This window comes from Streptomyces sp. NPDC005648 (genome assembly GCF_040605395.1).
GTDB lineage: Bacteria > Actinomycetota > Actinomycetes > Streptomycetales > Streptomycetaceae > Streptomyces.
The window spans coordinates 28,616-46,778 of the sequence record NZ_JBEXCS010000049.1 but is presented as its reverse complement, the minus strand read 5'-3'; the positions used below and the strand labels follow the sequence as shown (position 1 = coordinate 46,778).

Genomic DNA, 18,163 nt, shown 5'->3' with positions numbered 1-18,163 from the left:
CGCCCCTCAGTTCACATTCACCGCACTCCAGGCCGCGGCCACCGCGTTGTACTCCGTACTGCCCGCCCCGTACAGGTCCTTGGCGGCGTTGAGCGTCGCCGCGCGCGCTCCCGCGTAGTTCGTCGACGACGTCATGTAGACGGTCAGGGCCCGGTACCAGATCCGGCCCAGCTTCTCCCGCCCGATCCCGGTGAGCGTGGAGCCGTTGTACGTGGGGGAGTTGTAGCTGACGCCGTTGACGGTCTTCGCGCCGCTTCCCTCGGCCAGCAGGTAGGCGAAGTGGTTGGCGACGCCCGACGAGTAGTGGACGTCCAGGTTGCCCACCGAGGAGCTCCAGTAGTCGGCGGAGTTGCCGTCCTTGGAGGGCTTGTCCATGTAGCGGAGCGCGTCACGGCCGAAGCCGGAGCGGACGATCTTCTCGCCGATCAGGTAGTCCCCGGGGTCCGAGGGGTTGTCGGCGTAGAACTCCACGAGCGTTCCGAGAATGTCGGAGGTCGCCTCGTTGAGGCCGCCGGACTCGCCCGAGTAGGTGAGGGCGGCCGTCTTGGACGTCACGCCGTGTGTCATCTCATGGCCGGCCACGTCCAGCGACACCAGCGGTCCGAGGCTCGTCCCGTCGCCGTCGCCGTACGTCATGCAGAAGCAACTGTCGTCCCAGAAGGCGTTGTTGTAGGCGTTGCCGTAGTGGACGCGGTTGTAGGAGCCCTTGCCGTCGTTGCCGATGCCGTTGCGGCCGAAGGTGTTCTTGTAGAAGTCCCAGGTGACGTCCGTGCCGTACTGGGCGTCCACGGCCACGGTCGAACGGTCCGAGGCCGCCCCGGAACCCCAGTGGTTGTCGGTGTCGGTGAAGACCGTGGACGGGGCGCGGCTGATGCAGATGCTCGTCAGGAAGCACAGGTCGGTCTTGTTGGCGGCGTCGCCCGTGTAAGTGCCGCCGCGCGTGGGGTCCTTGAGCTGGTACGTCGACCCGGACAGGGTGGTCTCCAGCGGAACCGTGCCGCTGTACAGCGACTTGCCGTCGCCGGTCGCCGTCTCGATGTCGTCCCACGCGTCGATCTGCCGGCCGGTCCTCGCGTCCGTGAGCACGGTCCGTGCGACCGGGTTGCCCAGTGTGTCCTGGGCCGTCGCCTGGGTTCGCCAGGCGAGCTTCGGGGTGCCGTGCAGGGCGTCGACGACCAACTGGGGCCTGGCCGTCAGCTTTCTCAGGGTCTCGCCGAGGTTCACCGCCCGCAGGGCGTTCGCCGCGAGGTCGGCGGCCTTGGGGGCCGATATGGAGGGGACGATCGAGGCGAGGGAGATCTCCCCCGACGTCGCCCGGTTCGCGGAGCGGTACGAGCCGTCCTTCGCCAGGTGGACCACGAAGTCACCGCCCAGGACCGGAAGTTGGCGGTAGGTACGGTCGTAGCGGACATGCTGTGTGCCGTCGCGGTCGACGATCACGTCCCGGACCGACGTGCCCTCGGCCGGGGTGAGGCCGAGGCTCGCCGCGTGTGCGAGGAGGGCGGAGGCCGCGTTCTCGAGCGCGGAGGACCTGGACGGCCGGTCGGCCGCCACGGCGGCGGGGGAGAGGGCGGACGCCAGCAGGGCGGCGGTGGTGGCGGCGACGCCGGTGGCGGCGGCGAGACGACGGGACCTTCGGGCGGTGCTCGGGTGCAGCCGTATCCGACTCATCGGTCTCCTCAATTGGGCGCGGGCGCGCGTGGGGACGGGCCTGACGTTGACCAAGATTTAAGAGGGCATGACAGCCGGGCGTAAAGACCGCGGATGGGGAGGTGTGTGTGGAGAGAGAATCGTTTTTGTGACTCCCCAGCTGCCCTTCTTCGTCTACGGCACCCTCCGCCCCGGTGAGCCCAACCACGCCCTCTTCCTCCGCGGCCGCACCCGCACCGAGGAACCGGGCCGCCTGACCGGTTCCGTCCTCTACGACGGCCCCGGTTACCCCTGGGCCGTGAAGGAGCCGGGCGGACTGGTGCACGGCGACCTCGTCACCGCCCTGCCCGAACGGTACGAGGAGTTGCTGGTCGCCCTCGACCGGCTGGAGGACTACGCCCCCGGGGACCCGCGCAACCTCTACGAGCGGGTCGAGCGCGAGGTGATCCCCGCCGGGGACGGCACGGCCGAGGGCACGGGCATGACCGTACGCGCCTGGGTGTACGTCGCCGCCCCCGCCGTCGCCGCGCGTCTGCGCGCCCGCGGGAAGCTGATCGAGAGCGGCGACTGGCGGATCAGGTGAGCGTCTCCAGCCGCACCGCGCACGTCTTGAACTCCGGCATCCGCGAGGTGGGGTCGAGCGCCGGGTTGGTGAGGGTGTTGGCGCGGCCCTCGCCCGGCCAGTGGAAGGGCATGAAGACGGTGTCCGGGCGGATCGAGGTGGTGATGCGGGCCGGTGCCACGGCCCGTCCCCGGCGGGACACCACCGCCACCGGGTCGCCCTCCGCCGCCCCGAGCCGCGCGGCGAGCCGCGGGTGCAGCTCCACGAACGGGCCCGGCGCCGCGGCGTTCAGCTCGTCCACCCGGCGGGTCTGGGCACCGGACTGGTACTGGGCGACGACCCGACCGGTGGTCAGCAGCACCGGGTACTCGTCGTCCGGTTCCTCGGCGGACGCCCGGTGCGAGACGGCGACGAAGCGGGCCCGGCCGTCGGGGGTGGCGAAACGGTCGAGGAAGAGGCGGGGGGTGCCGGGGTGGCCGCCCGCGGAGCCGTCCCGGGCCGCGGAGCCGTCGCCGAGCGTGCTCGGAGAGCCAGGTGTGTCCGGAGAGCCGAGTGTGTCCGGAGAGCCGGGTGCGGCCACCGAGGCCTCCGCGCCGTCCGCCGCGTCCGCACTTGCCGCCGTGTCCGCGTCCGCCTCCGCGCTTGCCGCCGCCTCCGCGCCTGCTGCCGCGCACGCGTCCGCGCCACCGCCCGCGTCCGCCTCCGCGCTTGCCGCCGTGTCCGCGCCTGCTGCCGCGCCCGCGCCCGCGTCCGCCGGACACGGCCAGAACACCCCGTTCTCCTCCGCCAGTCTGCGGTAGGTGATCCCCGAGTAGTCGGCCGGGCCGCCCGCGCTCGCCCTGCGCAGCTCCTCGAAGACCTCCTCGGGATCGGTCGGGAAGCCCTTCTCCACACCGAGCCGGTCGGCCAGTTCGTGCATCACCTCCAGGTCGCTGCGGACGCCCGCGGGAGCGGTGATCGCGCGACGCCGCAGCAGCACCCTGCCTTCCAGGCTCGTCGTCGTGCCGGTCTCCTCCGCCCACTGGGTGACGGGCAGCACGACGTCCGCCAGCGCCGCCGTCTCCGACAGCACGACATCGCAGACGGCGAGGAAATCAAGGGACTTGAACCGCTCCTCGATGTGCGCGGCACGCGGCGCCGAGACGACCGGGTTGGACCCCATCAGCAGCAGGGACCTGATGTCCGAACCCAGGGCGTCCAGCAGCTCGTACGCGCTGCGCCCCGGCCCGGGGAGCGAGTCCGGGTCCACGCCCCACACCTCGGCCACATGCCGCCGCGCCGCCGGATCGTCCAGCTTGCGGTAGCCGGGCAACTGGTCGGCCTTCTGGCCGTGTTCGCGCCCGCCCTGTCCGTTGCCCTGCCCGGTCAGACAGCCGTAACCGCTCAGCGGCCGTCCCGCGCGTCCCGTCGCCAGACACAGGTTGATCCACGCGCCCACGGTGTCGGTGCCCTTGGACTGCTGCTCGGGCCCGCGCGCGGTGAGCACCATCGCGTGCTCCGGCTCGCAGAACAGCCTGACGGCTTCCCGGAGTTGAGGCACGGACACCCCCGTGATCCGCTCCACGTACTCCGGCCAGTGCGCCATCGCGGCCGCCCGCGCGTCCTCCCAACCGGCCGTCCGCGCGGCCACGTACTCCTCGTCGACCCGGCCCTCGGCGACGACCAGGTGCAGCAGACCCAGCGCGAGCGCCAGGTCGGTCCCCGGCCTGGGGGCTAGATGCAGATCGGCCTGCTCGGCCGTCCGCGTCCGCCGCGGGTCGACGACGATCAGCGTGCCGCCGTTCTCCTTGAGCTCGGTGAAGAACCGCAGGGACGGCGGCATGGTCTCCGCGAGGTTGGAGCCGACCAGGATCACACAGCCCGTCCTCGGGATGTCCTCCAGCGGGAACGGCAGCCCCCGGTCAAGGCCGAACGCCTTCGTGCCGGCCGCTGCGGCCGACGACATGCAGAAGCGCCCGTTGTAGTCGATCTGCGAGGTGCCGAGGACGACCCGCGCGAACTTGCCGAGCGTGTACGCCTTCTCGTTGGTGAGGCCGCCACCGCCGAAGACGCCGACCGCGTCCGGGCCGTGCTCCGTATGCGTCCGGGCCAGGCCCTCGGCGATCCGGTCCAGTGCCTCGTCCCAGGTGGCGGGCGTCAGCTCTCCCTCGGAGCGCACCAACGGGGAGGTCAGGCGCACCCGGGACGAGAGCACGGCCGGCGCCGTACGGCCCTTGCCGCACAGCGCGCCCCGGTTCACCGGGAAGTCCGCGCGCTCACTCACCTCGACCGTGCCGTCCGGTGCGGGCGTCAGGTTCATCCCGCACTGCAGGGCGCAGTAGGGGCAGTGCGTGGGCGTCACGGAGTTCTGCATGCCCTTCAGCGTGCTTCCGGCGTGTTACGTGCGGGGCGGCTCCTTGTTACGCGGCCAAGACGACGGCCTCCCGACCGGACCCGACGGGCGGTGAGGGCCGCGCTCCGCGTCTCACCGGGCGTCGGCGAGCGCCTTGCCCACCCCGGGTTCCCTGGGGCCGAGGAACTGGGGGTCGGGCTGGAACAGGGCGTCCAGCGCCGCCTTGCCGGCCGCGAAGATCTCGCGGGTACCGCCGTAGTACCAGGTGATGTCGTGCTTGTCCGACACCGCGACCCCGTACGAGGAGACACCGGCCGCCTCGCACAGCGCCACCGCCCGCCGGATGTGGAAGCCCTGGCTGATCAGCACGGCCCGGTCGACACCGAAGATCTTCCTGGCCCGGACACACGAGTCCCAGGTGTCGAACCCGGCGTAGTCGCTGACGATCCGCCGGCCCGGCACCCCGTGCCGCGTCAGATAGGTGCGCATGGCGTCGGGCTCGTCGTAGTCCTTGCGGCTGTTGTCCCCCGTCACGAGGACGACCTTGACGCGCCCCTCGCGGTACAGCAGGGCGGCGGCGTCGAGCCGGTGGGCGAGATACGGCGACGGCTCCCCGTCCCACAGGCCGGCCCCGAAGACCACGGCGACGTCGGCGCGGGGCGCGTCGGCCGTCGTACGCAGCAGGCCGGCCGTCACCACGTACATCCAGGAGGCCGGAAGCAGCGCCAGCACGCACACGGCCATCACCGCCTGCACCAGCCGCCGCTGCCCGGTACGCGTGCGTGGCAGACGCGGTCTGCGCATCGGACGTCCCCCCTCTGTGGCCCGTGTGTTCGACAGTCAGAGACGTCCCGTCGGCCCCCACGGTTCGGCACACCCTACGTGAGCAGACTCACTCCGGACGAGGAAAGCGCAGGTCACGCCACCTCACAAACCCCACCCACCCCACCGTGAACCGCCGGAAAAAGCCCGTCATTCCCATGCAACGGGGCGGCAACCTCCCGCCGCCAGGATCGGTGCATGACGGACAGTACGGCGCACCTCATGAGCCAGATCGGCAGCCAGCTCGCCAGCCAGCTCAGCCTGATCTCCCTGAACGGCAGGCGCCGCCCCGGCCCGCCCGCCCTGGTGGTCGTGGCCCACGGCAGCCGCGACCCCCGCGCCCTCGGCACGGTCCGCGCGCTTCTGGACAAGGTCCGCGAGCGGCGCCCCGGCCTCCCGGTCCACCTGGGCCACATCGAACTGAACGAGCCCCTGCTCCCCGACACCCTGGCCGCCCTGGGCACCCAGGAGGCGGTCCTGGTCCCGCTCCTGCTCAGCCGCGGCTACCACATCAAGCGGGACATCCCCGAGATGGCGGCCGGGTCCCGGGTCCGCGCCCGCGTGGCCGGCGCCCTGGGTCCCCACCCCCTGATCGTGGACGCCCTCCACGCCCGTCTGGTCGAGGCCGGCTGGCGCACCCGCATGGACGAGCCCACCCGCGGCAGAAGCGCGGTGGTCCTCGCCGCGGCGGGCTCCCGGGACCCGGAGTCCAAGCTCGACACCAACCGCACGGCCCATCTGCTCTCCGAGCGCCTGGGCGTCCCGGTGGTCCCCGCCTACGCGACGACGGCCGCCCCGACGGTCCCGGACGCGATCGAGGCCCTGACGGCGCGGGGCCGGGACCGGGTGGCCGTCGCCTCGTACTTCACGGCCCCGGGCCGCTTCGCGACGGAGTGCGCGCAGGCGGCCCCCTGGATCGCCTCGGCCCCCCTGGGCACCCACCCGGCGATGGCCGAGCTCCTCCTCCACCGTTACGACCAGTCCCTGTCGACACGGGGTCGGATGTCCGACCTGAACGGCACGGCAGGCCCCGCCCACCGCGCACTGGCCGTATAGCCGGACGGCCGTATAGCCGGACAGCCGTACGACGGAACCCGGCGGACGCGTCGGCGGATTGTCAGTCCTTGCCCTTACTGTCGAGACATGTCGTACGACGCGCACTCAACAGAACGCTGGGCCCCAGAACCCGACAAACGCCCCGGCCGCACCGCCTTCCAGCGTGACCGCGCCCGCGTACTGCACTCCTCCGCGCTCAGAAGGCTGGCCGGCAAGACCCAGGTCGTCCCGCCCGGCGAGCGCAGCGTCACCGCCTGGGACGCCAGCCCCCGCACCCGCCTCACCCACTCCCTGGAATGCGCCCAGGTCGGAAGGGAACTCGGCGCGGCCCTCGGCTGCGACCCCGACCTGGTGGAGGCCGCCTGTCTCTCCCACGACCTCGGCCACCCCCCGTTCGGTCACAACGGCGAGCAGGCCCTCAACGAATTCGCCCAGGACTGCGGCGGCTTCGAGGGCAACGCACAGTCCCTGAGGCTGCTCACCCGCATCGAGCCCAAGCGGTTCACCCCGGAGGGCTCCGTGGGCCTCAACCTCACCCGCGCCTCCCTCGACGCCGCCACCAAGTACCCCTGGCCCAGGGGCGCCCACCCCACCGACCCGGCCTCCCCCAAGTTCGGCGTCTATGAGGACGACCGCCCCGTCTTCGACTGGCTCCGCAAGGAAGCCCCCGCCACCCGCACCACCTTCGAGGCCCAGGTCATGGACTGGTCGGACGACGTGGCGTACTCGGTCCACGACGTCGAGGACGGCCTGCACGCGGGCCATGTCGACCCCGGCCATCTGCACGCGGAGCCGGAGCGCCGAGCGGTCTTCGAGGTCGCCCTCGGCAGATACGTGCCCGGGGACACCGACCCGGCGGAACTCGCCGCGGCCCTCGACCGGCTCCAGGACCAGGAGTGGTGGCCGCACGGCTACGACGGGACGGCCGTCGCCCAGGCCCGCCTCAAGGACGCCACCAGTCAGCTCATCGGCCGCTTCGCCCTCGCCGCCGAGTCCGCCACGCGCGCCGCGTACGGCACCGGCCGCCTCACCAGATACGGCGCCGAACTCGTCGTACCGAAGGAGACCCGGCTGGAGTGCGCGGTCCTCAAGGCCGTCGCCGACCGCTATGTGATGCAGCGTGCCGAGCAGGAGCGGCTCCGAGCCGACCAGCGCGTCGTCGTCGCCGAACTCGCCGAGGCCCTCACCGCCCGCGCCCCGGACGGTCTGGACCCCCAGTTCCGCGCCCTGTTCGACCAGGCCCCGGACGACCGCGCGCGCAAGCGGGTGATCGTCGACCAGATCGCGTCCCTCACCGACGCCTCGGCCCGCTCGCTTCACGCCGGGTTGACGGGGCAGACGAGAGACTGAGGGGGCGCGGGTGACGAGAAATGAGCCCGAATGTGACACTCCGTGGCCTGATCGGGCCACTCCCTCTTCCCCCATCACGCTCCGTGCGGGAGGCTCGCCTATGGCGGCACCTGCTGTGTTTTCCGAGGGGACACCCCTCGGCCACCCCGTAGGAGGCATCAAGTGGTCGACGCGGACCAGACATTCGTCATCGTCGGAGGCGGCCTCGCCGGCGCGAAGGCGGCCGAGACGCTCCGAGCGGAGGGCTTCAGTGGCCGCGTGATACTGATCTGCGACGAACGCGACCACCCCTACGAGCGTCCGCCCCTCTCCAAGGGCTATCTGCTGGGCAAGGAGGAGCGCGACAGCGTCTTCGTCCACGAACCCGCCTGGTACGCGCGCAACGACATCGAGCTGCACCTCGGCGAGACCGTCGACGCCATCGACCGCCGCGCCAAGACGGTCCGCTTCGGTGAGGACGGCACCCTCGTCCACTACGACAAGCTGCTCCTGGCGACCGGCGCCGAGCCCCGCCGTCTCGACATCCCGGGCACCGACCTGGCCGGCGTCCACCATCTGCGCCGGCTGGCCCACGCCGAGCGGCTGAAAGGCGTCCTCGCCGCGCTCGGCCGGGACAACGGCCACCTCGTCATCGCGGGCGCCGGCTGGATCGGCCTCGAGGTCGCGGCGGCGGCGCGGGAGTACGGCGCCGAGGTCACCGTCGTGGAACCGCACCCGACACCGCTGCACGCCGTCCTCGGCCCGGAGCTCGGCAACCTCTTCGCCGAGCTGCACCGCGAGCACGGCGTCCGCTTCCACTTCGGCGCGCAGCTGACGGAGATCGTCGGCCAGGACGGCATGGTCCTCGCGGCCCGTACGGACGACGGCGAGGAGCACCCGGCCCACGACGTCCTCGCGGCGATCGGCGCGGCCCCCCGCACCGCTCTCGCGGAGGCGGCGGGCCTGGAGATCGCCGACCGGCGGTACGGCGGCGGCATCGTCGTCGACGAGGGGCTGCGCACCTCCGACCCCGACGTCTACGCCGCCGGTGACGTCGTCTCCTTCCCGCACGCCCTCTTCGACACCCGGCTGCGCGTCGAGCACTGGGCCAACGCCCTCAACGGCGGCCCCGCGGCGGCCCGCTCGATGCTCGGCCAGGACGTCACCTACGACCGTGTGCCCTATTTCTTCTCCGACCAGTACGACTTGGGCATGGAGTACAGCGGCTGGGCGCCCCCGGGGTCGTACGACGAAGTGGTGATCCGGGGAGACGCGGGCAAGCGCCAGTTCATCGCCTTCTGGATCAAGGACGGACGGGTGCTGGCCGGGATGAACGTGAACGTGTGGGACGTCACAGACCCCATCCAGAAGCTGATCCGCTCCAGGACACCGGTGAACACGGAGTCCCTGGCGGACCCGCATGTTCCGCTCGAAAGCCACGTCTCTTGAGTGTCGGCCCGCCCCCGTAGAATCACCCTGTGGCTGGACGGATCAACGACGAGGACGTGAAGGCGGTTCGGGACGCGGTTCCGATCGACGCCGTGGTGTCCGAGTATCTCCAGCTGCGCCCGGCGGGCGGGGGCAACCTCAAGGGCCTGTGCCCCTTCCATGACGAGAAGTCGCCGTCGTTCCAGGTCAGCCCGAGCAAGGGACTCTTCCACTGCTTCGGCTGCCAGGAGGGCGGCGACACCATCACGTTCGTGATGAAGGTCGACCACCTCACCTTCTCGGAGTCGGTCGAGCGGCTCGCGGCCCGCGCCGGCATCACCCTGCGCTACGAGGAGGGCGGCTACAACCCCTCCCACCAGCGCGGCGAGCGCATCCGCCTGGTCGAGGCCCACAAGGTCGCCGCCGACTGGTACATCGAGCAGCTGGCGACCAGCCCGGAGGCCGACACCGGCCGTACCTTCCTCGCGGAGCGCGGCTTCGACCAGGCCGCCGCCCAGCACTTCTCCGTCGGCTACAGCCCCCAGGGCTGGGACCACCTCACCCGCTTCCTGCGCGGCAAGGGCTTCAGCGACAAGGAGATCCTCCTCTCCGGTCTCGCCCAGGAGGGCCGCCGAGGCCCCATCGACCGCTTCCGCGGCCGGCTGATGTGGCCCATCCGCGACATCGCCGGAGATGTCGTCGGCTTCGGCGCCCGCAAGCTCTACGAGGCGGACAACGGCCCGAAGTACCTCAACACCCCCGACACCCCCATCTACAAGAAGTCCCAGGTCCTCTACGGCATCGACCTGGCCAAGCCGTACATCGCCAAGGCGTCCCGCGCGGTCGTCGTGGAGGGCTACACCGACGTCATGGCCTGCCATCTCGCCGGCGTCACCACCGCCATCGCGACCTGCGGCACGGCCTTCGGCGGCGAGCACATCAAGATCCTCCGCCGGCTGCTGATGGACAACGGCTCGGCCCGCGTGATCTTCACCTTCGACGGCGACGCGGCCGGCCAGAAGGCGGCCCTGCGCGCCTTCGAGGACGACCAGAAGTTCGCCGCCGAGACCTACATCGCCATCGCACCCGACGGCATGGACCCCTGCGAACTCCGCCTGGCGAAGGGCGACGAGGCGGTCGCCGACCTCGTCGAACCCCGCACCCCCCTCTTCGAGTTCGCCCTGCGCCAGATCGTCGTCCGCTACGACCTCGACACCCCCGCGGGCCGGGCGGCGGCGCTGGACGAGGCGGCCCCCATCGTCGCCCGCATCAAGAACAGCGGCGCCCAGCACGAGGTCGCCGTCCAGCTCGCCGGCATGCTCGGCATCCTGGACACCCAGTTCGTGGTCAAGCGCGTCGCCCAGCTGGCCCGCTGGGCCCGCGACCGGGGCGGCAAGGGGGCCCCGGCGCCGAGCGGCCGCGGCCCGCAGCAGCAGTACGACGCGGCCCCCCGCCCCACCACCACCGGCCCGGCCCTCACCCTGCGCAACCCCGTCTACGCCACCGAGCGCGAGCTGCTCAAACTCGCCCTCCAGCGCCCCGAGTTGGTCTCCCCGGCCTTCGACGCGTACGGCGTCGACGAGTTCACCGCCGTGCCCTACGCCGCCGTACGCCAGGCGGTCATGGACGCGGGGGGTGCCGAGTACGGCACGCAGGACCCGCAGGACTATCTGGTCCGCGTCCGCGAGGCCGCCCCGGACGACGCGGTCCGCGCGATGGTCACGGAACTGGCCGTCGAGGCGATCATGCGCAAGACGGTCGACGAGGTGTACGCGGGCGCCCAGCTGGTCACCGTCCGCCGCCGTGCCGTCGAGCGCCGCATCCGCGACGTCCAGTCCACCATGACCCGCCTGGCCGCCGGCGGCGACCCCGCCCAACTGGCCGCCGTACAGAACGAGTTGTGGGTACTGCAACAGTACGACCAGGCACTGCGGGAGCACGGGGCCGCCGCCCTCTGAGCGGCCCGCGTGAGGCGACCCGCAGCGGCACGCGATGCCCGAAGTGCCGCCGATGGCCGCACGGTTGCCGCGCCGCCCTCTCCCGCCCGGCACGATGTGCGTCGGCTCAGGACCCGCCCCCGCCGTGGACCCACGGGGATCGTGGCAGATCAGGGCACACAGCGGCACCCGAGCTTTCCGCCAGGGTAACCACGTGGTCACGGACCGGACTCAAAAAGTCACCGCACGCCCCTCGTGGCGGCGATGTGTCGTACTCCACACTGGGTTCCGGTGCCTGAGTCCTCGGAGCGCGGCCGATCCGTCCACAGCGGGTCCCACACCCCCGCGGTTCCGCTCATCGCGTACGGGACGGACAGCGGCGTGGCCGCCGACTCCGCCCCCGAAGCAGCGCTGCCGCACCCCTCAGCAGCGATCATCCTGGAGGTCGCCCCCGTGCAGACCCAGACCCTCACCCAGACACAGATCAGCGAGACCCGTACGGACGGCACGGAACCGGAAGCGGAGACCGACGTACTCGTCGCGGTCCCCCCGCAGTCCCGTGTCGTGCACCACCCCGAGGCCGACCCGGCGGACGCCGAGGCGCCGCCCGAGCCCGCCGAACCGCCCGCCGAGGCACTGGAGACCGAGGCCGCCGAGCCGGTGGAGACACCCGCCGCGGCCCGCGCCCGCGCCGACACCGGCGGCCCCTCCTCCGACCTGTTCCGCCAGTACCTGCGCGAGATCGGCCGTATCCCCCTGCTCACCGCCGCCGAAGAGGTCGAACTCGCACGCCGTGTGGAGGCCGGCCTGTTCGCCGAGGAGAGGCTCGGCACCGCGGCCGACCTGGACAGCCGGCTCGCCCTCGACCTCGACCGGCTGGTCGTGATGGGCCGCATGGCCAAGCGCCGTCTCATCGAGGCGAATCTGCGGCTCGTGGTCTCCGTGGCGAAGCGGTACGTCGGGCGCGGACTGACCATGCTCGACCTCGTCCAGGAGGGAAACCTCGGACTGATCAGGGCGGTCGAGAAGTTCGACTACGCCCGCGGCTACAAGTTCTCCACGTACGCCACCTGGTGGATCCGCCAGGCCATGTCCCGGGCCCTCGCCGACCAGGCCCGCACCATCCGGGTCCCGGTCCACGTCGTCGAGCTGATCAACCGGGTCGTCCGTGTCCAGCGCCGCATGCTCCAGGAGCGCGGCTACGAGCCCACCCCGGAAGAAGTGGCCGCCCACCTCGATCTCCCGCCCGAGCGGGTCACCGAGGTCCTGCGGCTCGCCCAGGAACCCGTCTCCCTGCACGCCCCGGTGGGCGAGGAGGACGATGTGGCGCTGGGTGACCTCATCGAGGACGGCGACGCGGCGAGTCCGGTGGAGTCGGCGGCGTTCCTGCTGCTCAGGGAGCATCTGGAGGCGGTGCTCTCCACCCTGGGGGAGCGGGAGCGAAAGGTCGTCCAACTCCGGTACGGGCTGGCCGACGGGCGCCCCCGGACACTGGAGGAGATCGGGCGGATCTTCGGCGTCACACGGGAACGGATAAGGCAGATCGAGTCCAAGACCCTGAACAAGCTGCGGGACCACGCGTTCGCGGACCAGCTGAGGGGTTACCTGGACTAGAAAGGGGCCGCCTCCCGGCGGCCCCTTCTGCCCGCCTTCCGCCCGACGCTAGTCCACTTCCGCCACCGCCTGCGCGAACTGCGCCTTGTACAGCCGCGCATACGCCCCGTCCGCCGCCAACAGGTCCGCGTGCGCGCCCTGTTCGACGATCGAACCGTTCTCCATCACCAGGATCGTGTCCGCGTCCCGGATGGTCGACAACCGGTGTGCGATCACGAAGGACGTGCGCCCATGGGCGAGTTTGGCCATCGCCTTCTGGATCAGCACCTCGGTACGGGTGTCGACCGAGGACGTCGCCTCGTCGAGCACCAGGATCACCGGGTCGGACAGGAACGCCCGCGCGATGGTGATCAGCTGCTTCTCACCGGCGCTGACCCCCGTGCCCTCGTCGTCGATGACGGTGTCGTACCCGTCGGGCAGCGTACGCACGAACCGGTCGGCGTGCGCGGCCCGCGCCGCCTCCTCGATCTCGCCGCGTGTGACGTCGCGCGAGGCGCCGTACGCGATGTTCTCCGCGATCGTGCCGCCGAACAGCCAGGTGTCCTGCAGCACCATGCCGATACCGGCGCGCAGTTCGTCCCGGGACATCGTGGCGATGTCGACGCCGTCGAGGGTGATACGGCCGCCGGAGACGTCGTAGAACCGCATGAGGAGGTTGACCAGCGTGGTCTTTCCCGCGCCGGTCGGGCCGACGATCGCGACCGTGTGGCCCGGTTCGGCCTTCAGGGAGAGGTTCTCGATGAGCGGCTTCTCGGGGTCGTAGCGGAAGGAGATGTTCTCCAGCTCCACCAGACCGCGCAGCTCCTGCGGCTTCGCGCCCTCCTTCGGGTCCGCCTCCTGCTCCTCCGCGTCCAGGAGTTCGAAGATCCGCTCGGACGAGGCGACGCCCGACTGCACCAGGTTCGCCATCGAGGCGACCTGGGTCAGCGGCATCGAGAACTGGCGCGAGTACTGGATGAACGCCTGGACGTCACCGATGGAGAGCGCGCCCGACGCGACCCGCAGACCGCCGACGACCGCCACCAGCACGTAGTTGAGGTTCGAGACGAACATCATCAGCGGCTGCATGATCCCGCTGTTGAACTGCGCCTTGAACCCGGCCTCGTACAGCGCGTCGTTCTGCTCGGCGAACTGCTGCGCCGACTCGTCCTGCCGTCCGAACACCTTCACCAGGGTGTGCCCGGTGTACATCTCCTCGATATGGGCGTTGAGCTTGCCCGTCGAGCGCCACTGCTGCACGAAGTGCGGCTGCGAGCGCTTGCCGACACGCGTGGCGACGACGAACGACAGCGGCACGGTGACCAGCGCGACGAGCGCCAGCAGCCAGGAGACCCAGAACATCATCGCGAGTACGCCGATGATGGTCAGCAGCGAGTTGATGAGCTGGCCCATCGACTGCTGGAGCGTCTGGCCGATGTTGTCGATGTCGTTGGTCGCGCGGGAGAGCACCTCGCCGCGCTGACGCTTGTCGAAGTAGGAGAGCGGCAGACGGGACAGCTTCGCCTGGACGTCCTCGCGCAGCCGGAACATCGTGCGGTTGACGGCCCGGTTGACCATCCGGGTCGCCACCGCCATCAGCAGGCCGGCGACGAGGAACGTACAGAGCGCGAGGAGCAGTACGTTCCCCACGGCGCTGAAGTCGATGCCCTTGCCCGGGGTGAAGTCGGTGGAGCGGAGCATGTCGGCGACCTGCCCCTGGCCGCGGTCCCGCATGGACTGGAGGACCTGCTCCTTGGTGGCACCCGACGGCATCTGCCGCCCGATGATCCCGGAGAAGACCAGGTCGGTGGCGTTGCCGAGGATCTTCGGCCCGACCACGTTCAGGCCGACGCTCACCACCACGCACAGCAGCAGCACACAGATGGTGAGCCGCTCCGGCCTGAACTGGGCGATCAGGCGCTTGCCCGACACCTTGAAGTCCATCGAACGGCTTTCGGGACCGCCGCCCTGCCCCATCATCCGCGCCATCGGCCCGGCCATCAGGCAGCCTCCGCTTCCGTCAGCTGGGAGAGCACGATCTCCCGGTATGTCTCGTTGTCGGCCATCAGTTCGTGGTGCCTGCCGGTGCCGACGACCCGTCCCTCGTCGAGGACGACGATCCGGTCCGCGTCCCGGATGGTCGCCACCCGCTGGGCGACGATCACCACGGTCGCCTCGGCCGTCTCCTGCGCGAGCGCGGCCCTCAGCGCCGCGTCCGTCGCATAGTCGAGGGCGGAGAAGGAGTCGTCGAAGAGGTAGATCTCGGGGCGCTGGACCAGGGTCCGGGCGATCGCGAGCCGCTGCCGCTGACCGCCGGAGACATTGGTGCCGCCCTGGGCGATCGGCGCGTTCAGCCCGCCTTCGAGCCCGGTGACGAAGTCCTTGGCCTGCGCCACCTCCAGCGCGTGCCACAGCTCCTCGTCCGTCGCGTCCGGGTTGCCGTAGCGGAGGTTGGTCGCCACCGTCCCGGCGAACAGGTACGGCTTCTGCGGGACCATTCCGACCGTCCTGGCGAGCAGCTTCGGGTCGAGGCTCGCCACATCGGTGCCGTCGACCAGCACCTCGCCGTCGGTCGCGTCGAAGAGCCGCGGGACCAGCCCGAGCAGCGTGGACTTGCCGCTGCCGGTGGAACCGATGACGGCGGTCACCTCACCCGGCCGGGCGACCAGGTCGATGGACTTCAGGACGGGCTCCTCGGCACCGGGATAGCGGAACCCGGCGTCCCGGATCTCCAGATGCCCGTGCCGGCGCAGCTCGGTGACCGGCGCGAGAGGCGGCACCACGCTCGACGAGGTCCCCAGGACCTCCTCGATCCGCTCGGCGCACACCTCGGCGCGCGGCACCATCATGAACATGAAGGTGGCCATCATCACCGACATCACGATCTGCATGAGGTAGGCGAGGAACGCGGTCAGATCGCCGATCTGCATCCCGCCGCTGTCGATGCGGTGGGCGCCGAACCACACCACCGCGATCGACGACAGGTTCACCACCGTCATGACGATCGGGAACATCAGCGCGAGCATGTTGCCGGTGGCCAGCTGCATCTCGGTGAGATCGGTGTTGGACTTCCGGAAGCGGTCCTTCTCGTACTCGTCCCGTACGAAGGCCCTGATCACGCGGTTGCCGGTGATCTGCTCGCGCAGCACCCGGTTCACGGTGTCGAGGCGGACCTGCATCTTCCGGAACAGCGGCCGCAGCCGCCGTACGATCAAGGTCACACAGATGCCCAGCGTGGGCACCACGGCGACCAGCACCGCCGACAGCGGCACATCGAGGCCGAGGGCGAGCACGATGCCGCCGACGCACATGATCGGCGCCGACACCATCAGGGTGAACGTCATCAGGGCCAGCATCTGGACCTGCTGCACGTCGTTCGTCGTACGGGTGATCAGCGAGGGCGCCCCGAAGTGCCCGACCTCGCGCGACGAGAAGGACTGCACCCGGTCGAACACGGCGGCCCTGAGGTCCCGGCCGAGCGCCGACGCGGTCTTGGCGCCGTAGTACACGGCACCGATGTTGCACACGACCTGTGCCAGCGAGATGCCGATCATCAGGGCGCCGAAGGAGAGGATGTAGCCGGTGTCGCCCTTGACCACACCGTTGTCGATGATGTGAGCGTTCAGCGTGGGCAGGTAGAGGGTGGCGCAGGTCTGCAGGAACTGCAGCAGCACCAGTACGGCGATGGGTTTCTTGTAGGGCCTGAGATAGGTCCGCAGAAGTCGTATGAGCACGCTACGTCTCTCGGAGTCGGCGGTGGGGGCGGGGCGGGTACGTTGCCCGTGGCACCCATCGTCGAACATTCCCCCCGCGTTACCTCAACCGATTAAGCCGAGAGCAGTGTTCGGTCCAGCCTTCCGGGTGCCGCTCCTACCGGACCCTTACCTTCCGCGGCACCCGTCCGCCCGTCCTTTCACGCCCGGAACGCCCCGGGATGTGTCTGTTCCCGCACCGACACGTACTGCTGCCGTACGGCCTGTCCCACCGCCAGCTCCTCACCCGGCTCCAGCACCTGCGCCGCCGCGCCCTGCCAGGCAGGCGGATTGCGCGGGTCGAGGGTGCCCTGCGAGGCCCCGAGCGCCCAGGCCGCCTGCCGGGCGGCGCCGATCGCCGCGTAGTCGGCGGGCTGCGGTACGACGACCTGCGCGCCGAACAGCGCCGGCGCCGCGGCCTGCACGGCCGGCAGCTCGGCGGCCGCCCCCAGCAGGAAGATCCGCCGTACGTCGACACCCCGGCCGCGCAGCACGTCGAGCGCGTCGGCAAGGCCGCACAGCATGCCCTCGAACGCGGCCCGCGCCAGATGCTCCGGCTTCATCGACTCCCGCCGCAGCCCGGCCAGCGTCCCCGCGGTGTGCGGCAGATTCGGCGTGCGCTCACCCTCCAGATAGGGCAGCAGCACCAGCCCGTGCGACCCCGGCGTCGACTTCATCGCCAGGTCGGAGAGGCCCTCCAGATCCGGCAGCCCCAGCAACTCGGCGGTCCCGCGCAGGGTCCGTACGGCGTTCAGCGTGGTGACGACGGGCATATGCATGCCGGTCGCGTCGGCCAGCGAGGTGATCATCCCGGAGCTGTCGACGAGCGCCTCGGGGTGTACGGCCATCACGGACCCGGAGGCGCCGAGCGAGACGACCGCGTCGCCGAGGCCGATGCCGAGCCCGAAGGCGGCGGCCATGGTCTCGCCGGTGCCGGCCGAGATCAGCAGCCCCTCCGGGGTCGTACCGGCCGCCTCCGCCGGCCCGATCACCTCGGGCAGCATGGCCTGGTGACCGAGTGCCAGCTCGACGAGGTCGGGACGGTAACCGCCGGTGGCCGCCGACCAGTAGCCGGTGCCCGAGGCCCCGCCGCGATCAGTGGTCCTTCTCATGGGCCGGCCCAGCAGCTGCCACACCAGCCAGTCGTGGGCCTGCATCAGGATCGCGGCGCGCAGGGCGGCGTCGGGCTCGTTCTTGGCGAGCCAGCGCAGCTTGGTGACGGGCTGGGCGGCCTGCGGCACACATCCCACGGCCTGCGCCCACGCCTCCCGCCCGCCCAGGGCGTCGATCAGGTCCGCCGCCGCGATCTGGGTGCGCCGGTCGCCGCCCACCATCGCGGGGCGCACGGTGTTGCCCTGCGAGTCCAGCGGGATCACCGCGTTCTGCTGGGCGGACACGCCGATGGCCTGCACACCTTCCAGGAGTCCGCCGCCGGCCGCCTCACCGAGGGAGAGCAGCCAGGCCTGTGGATCCACGTCGGAGGGTCGGTCGCCGTCCACCGGGTGGGGGGCATACCCCTGCCTGAGCACGGCACCTGTGTCCGCGTCGCAGACGACGATGCGAGTGAAATCGGGCGAACTGTCCAGCCCGGCGACTATCCCCATGACCGAAATTCTATGGGTCGGGCGGCGCGGGAGCGCGTGGCGTCAATAGCCGACCACACGGGCCGCCGCCGCGCCGCCGAATCCGGGGCGGGGGCGGG

At 71.1% G+C, this 18,163-nt stretch carries 12 protein-coding genes; 6 read left to right on the top strand and 6 right to left on the bottom strand.

All coding sequences use genetic code 11. The features are described 5' to 3' along the window. Positions 1-6 precede the first annotated feature (6 nt). Entirely contained in the window at positions 7-1,671 is a 1,665-nt protein-coding gene (locus ABZT17_RS26110) for a M4 family metallopeptidase (RefSeq protein WP_356352018.1), read from the bottom strand. Positions 1,672-1,798: 127 nt separating this feature from the next. On the opposite strand from ABZT17_RS26110, the gene ABZT17_RS26105 reads away from it, so the two are divergent. Further along, positions 1,799-2,233, top strand: coding sequence for a gamma-glutamylcyclotransferase family protein (locus ABZT17_RS26105; RefSeq protein WP_356352017.1), 435 nt, complete (start codon positions 1,799-1,801; stop codon positions 2,231-2,233). On the opposite strand, the gene ABZT17_RS26100 is transcribed toward ABZT17_RS26105, so the two are convergent. Next, positions 2,226-4,565 (bottom strand): molybdopterin oxidoreductase family protein, encoded by a 2,340-nt coding sequence (locus ABZT17_RS26100; protein WP_356352016.1) that lies wholly within the window; start codon positions 4,563-4,565, stop codon positions 2,226-2,228. The genes ABZT17_RS26105 and ABZT17_RS26100 overlap by 8 nt on opposite strands. A 111-nt stretch (positions 4,566-4,676) precedes the next feature. Continuing rightward, complete coding sequence (locus ABZT17_RS26095) at positions 4,677-5,348, bottom strand: ElyC/SanA/YdcF family protein (RefSeq protein WP_356352015.1); 672 nt, start codon at positions 5,346-5,348, stop codon at positions 4,677-4,679. 216 nt (positions 5,349-5,564) lie between these two features. Here ABZT17_RS26095 and ABZT17_RS26090 point away from each other — a divergent pair, with 216 nt between their 5' ends. The 5 genes from ABZT17_RS26090 (at position 5,565) to ABZT17_RS26070 (ending at position 12,730) form a co-directional block, all read left to right on the top strand. Beyond that, on the top strand, positions 5,565-6,422 hold the full coding sequence (locus ABZT17_RS26090) for a sirohydrochlorin chelatase (RefSeq protein ID WP_356352014.1): 858 nt from the start codon (positions 5,565-5,567) through the stop codon (positions 6,420-6,422). Positions 6,423-6,509: 87 nt separating this feature from the next. Then, positions 6,510-7,772 carry a deoxyguanosinetriphosphate triphosphohydrolase gene (locus ABZT17_RS26085; RefSeq protein ID WP_356352013.1) on the top strand — a complete coding sequence of 421 codons (1,263 nt, stop codon included), beginning with the start codon at positions 6,510-6,512 and terminating at the stop codon, positions 7,770-7,772. 162 nt (positions 7,773-7,934) lie between these two features. Then, the gene (locus ABZT17_RS26080; protein ID WP_356352012.1) at positions 7,935-9,200 is read left to right on the top strand and encodes an FAD/NAD(P)-binding oxidoreductase; all 1,266 of its coding nucleotides are present in this window, start codon (positions 7,935-7,937) and stop codon (positions 9,198-9,200) included. 29 nt (positions 9,201-9,229) lie between these two features. Then, positions 9,230-11,137 carry a DNA primase gene (gene dnaG, locus ABZT17_RS26075; RefSeq protein WP_356352011.1) on the top strand — a complete coding sequence of 636 codons (1,908 nt, stop codon included), beginning with the start codon at positions 9,230-9,232 and terminating at the stop codon, positions 11,135-11,137. 270 nt (positions 11,138-11,407) lie between these two features. Beyond that, positions 11,408-12,730, top strand: coding sequence for an RNA polymerase sigma factor (locus tag ABZT17_RS26070; RefSeq protein WP_356352010.1), 1,323 nt, complete (start codon positions 11,408-11,410; stop codon positions 12,728-12,730). A gap of 48 nt (positions 12,731-12,778) precedes the next feature. Here ABZT17_RS26070 and ABZT17_RS26065 read toward each other — a convergent pair whose 3' ends face one another. The 3 genes from ABZT17_RS26065 to ABZT17_RS26055 form a co-directional block, all read right to left on the bottom strand. Beyond that, a complete protein-coding gene (locus tag ABZT17_RS26065) occupies positions 12,779-14,710 on the bottom strand; it encodes an ABC transporter ATP-binding protein (RefSeq protein ID WP_356352009.1) in 1,932 nt (643 codons plus the stop codon). Further along, complete coding sequence (locus ABZT17_RS26060) at positions 14,710-16,443, bottom strand: ABC transporter ATP-binding protein (RefSeq protein ID WP_356352008.1); 1,734 nt, start codon at positions 16,441-16,443, stop codon at positions 14,710-14,712. Before ABZT17_RS26060 ends, ABZT17_RS26065 begins: the two co-directional genes overlap by 1 nt. 179 nt (positions 16,444-16,622) lie before the next feature. After that, entirely contained in the window at positions 16,623-18,065 is a 1,443-nt protein-coding gene (locus ABZT17_RS26055; RefSeq protein WP_356352007.1) for an FGGY family carbohydrate kinase, read from the bottom strand. Positions 18,066-18,163 lie beyond the last annotated feature (98 nt).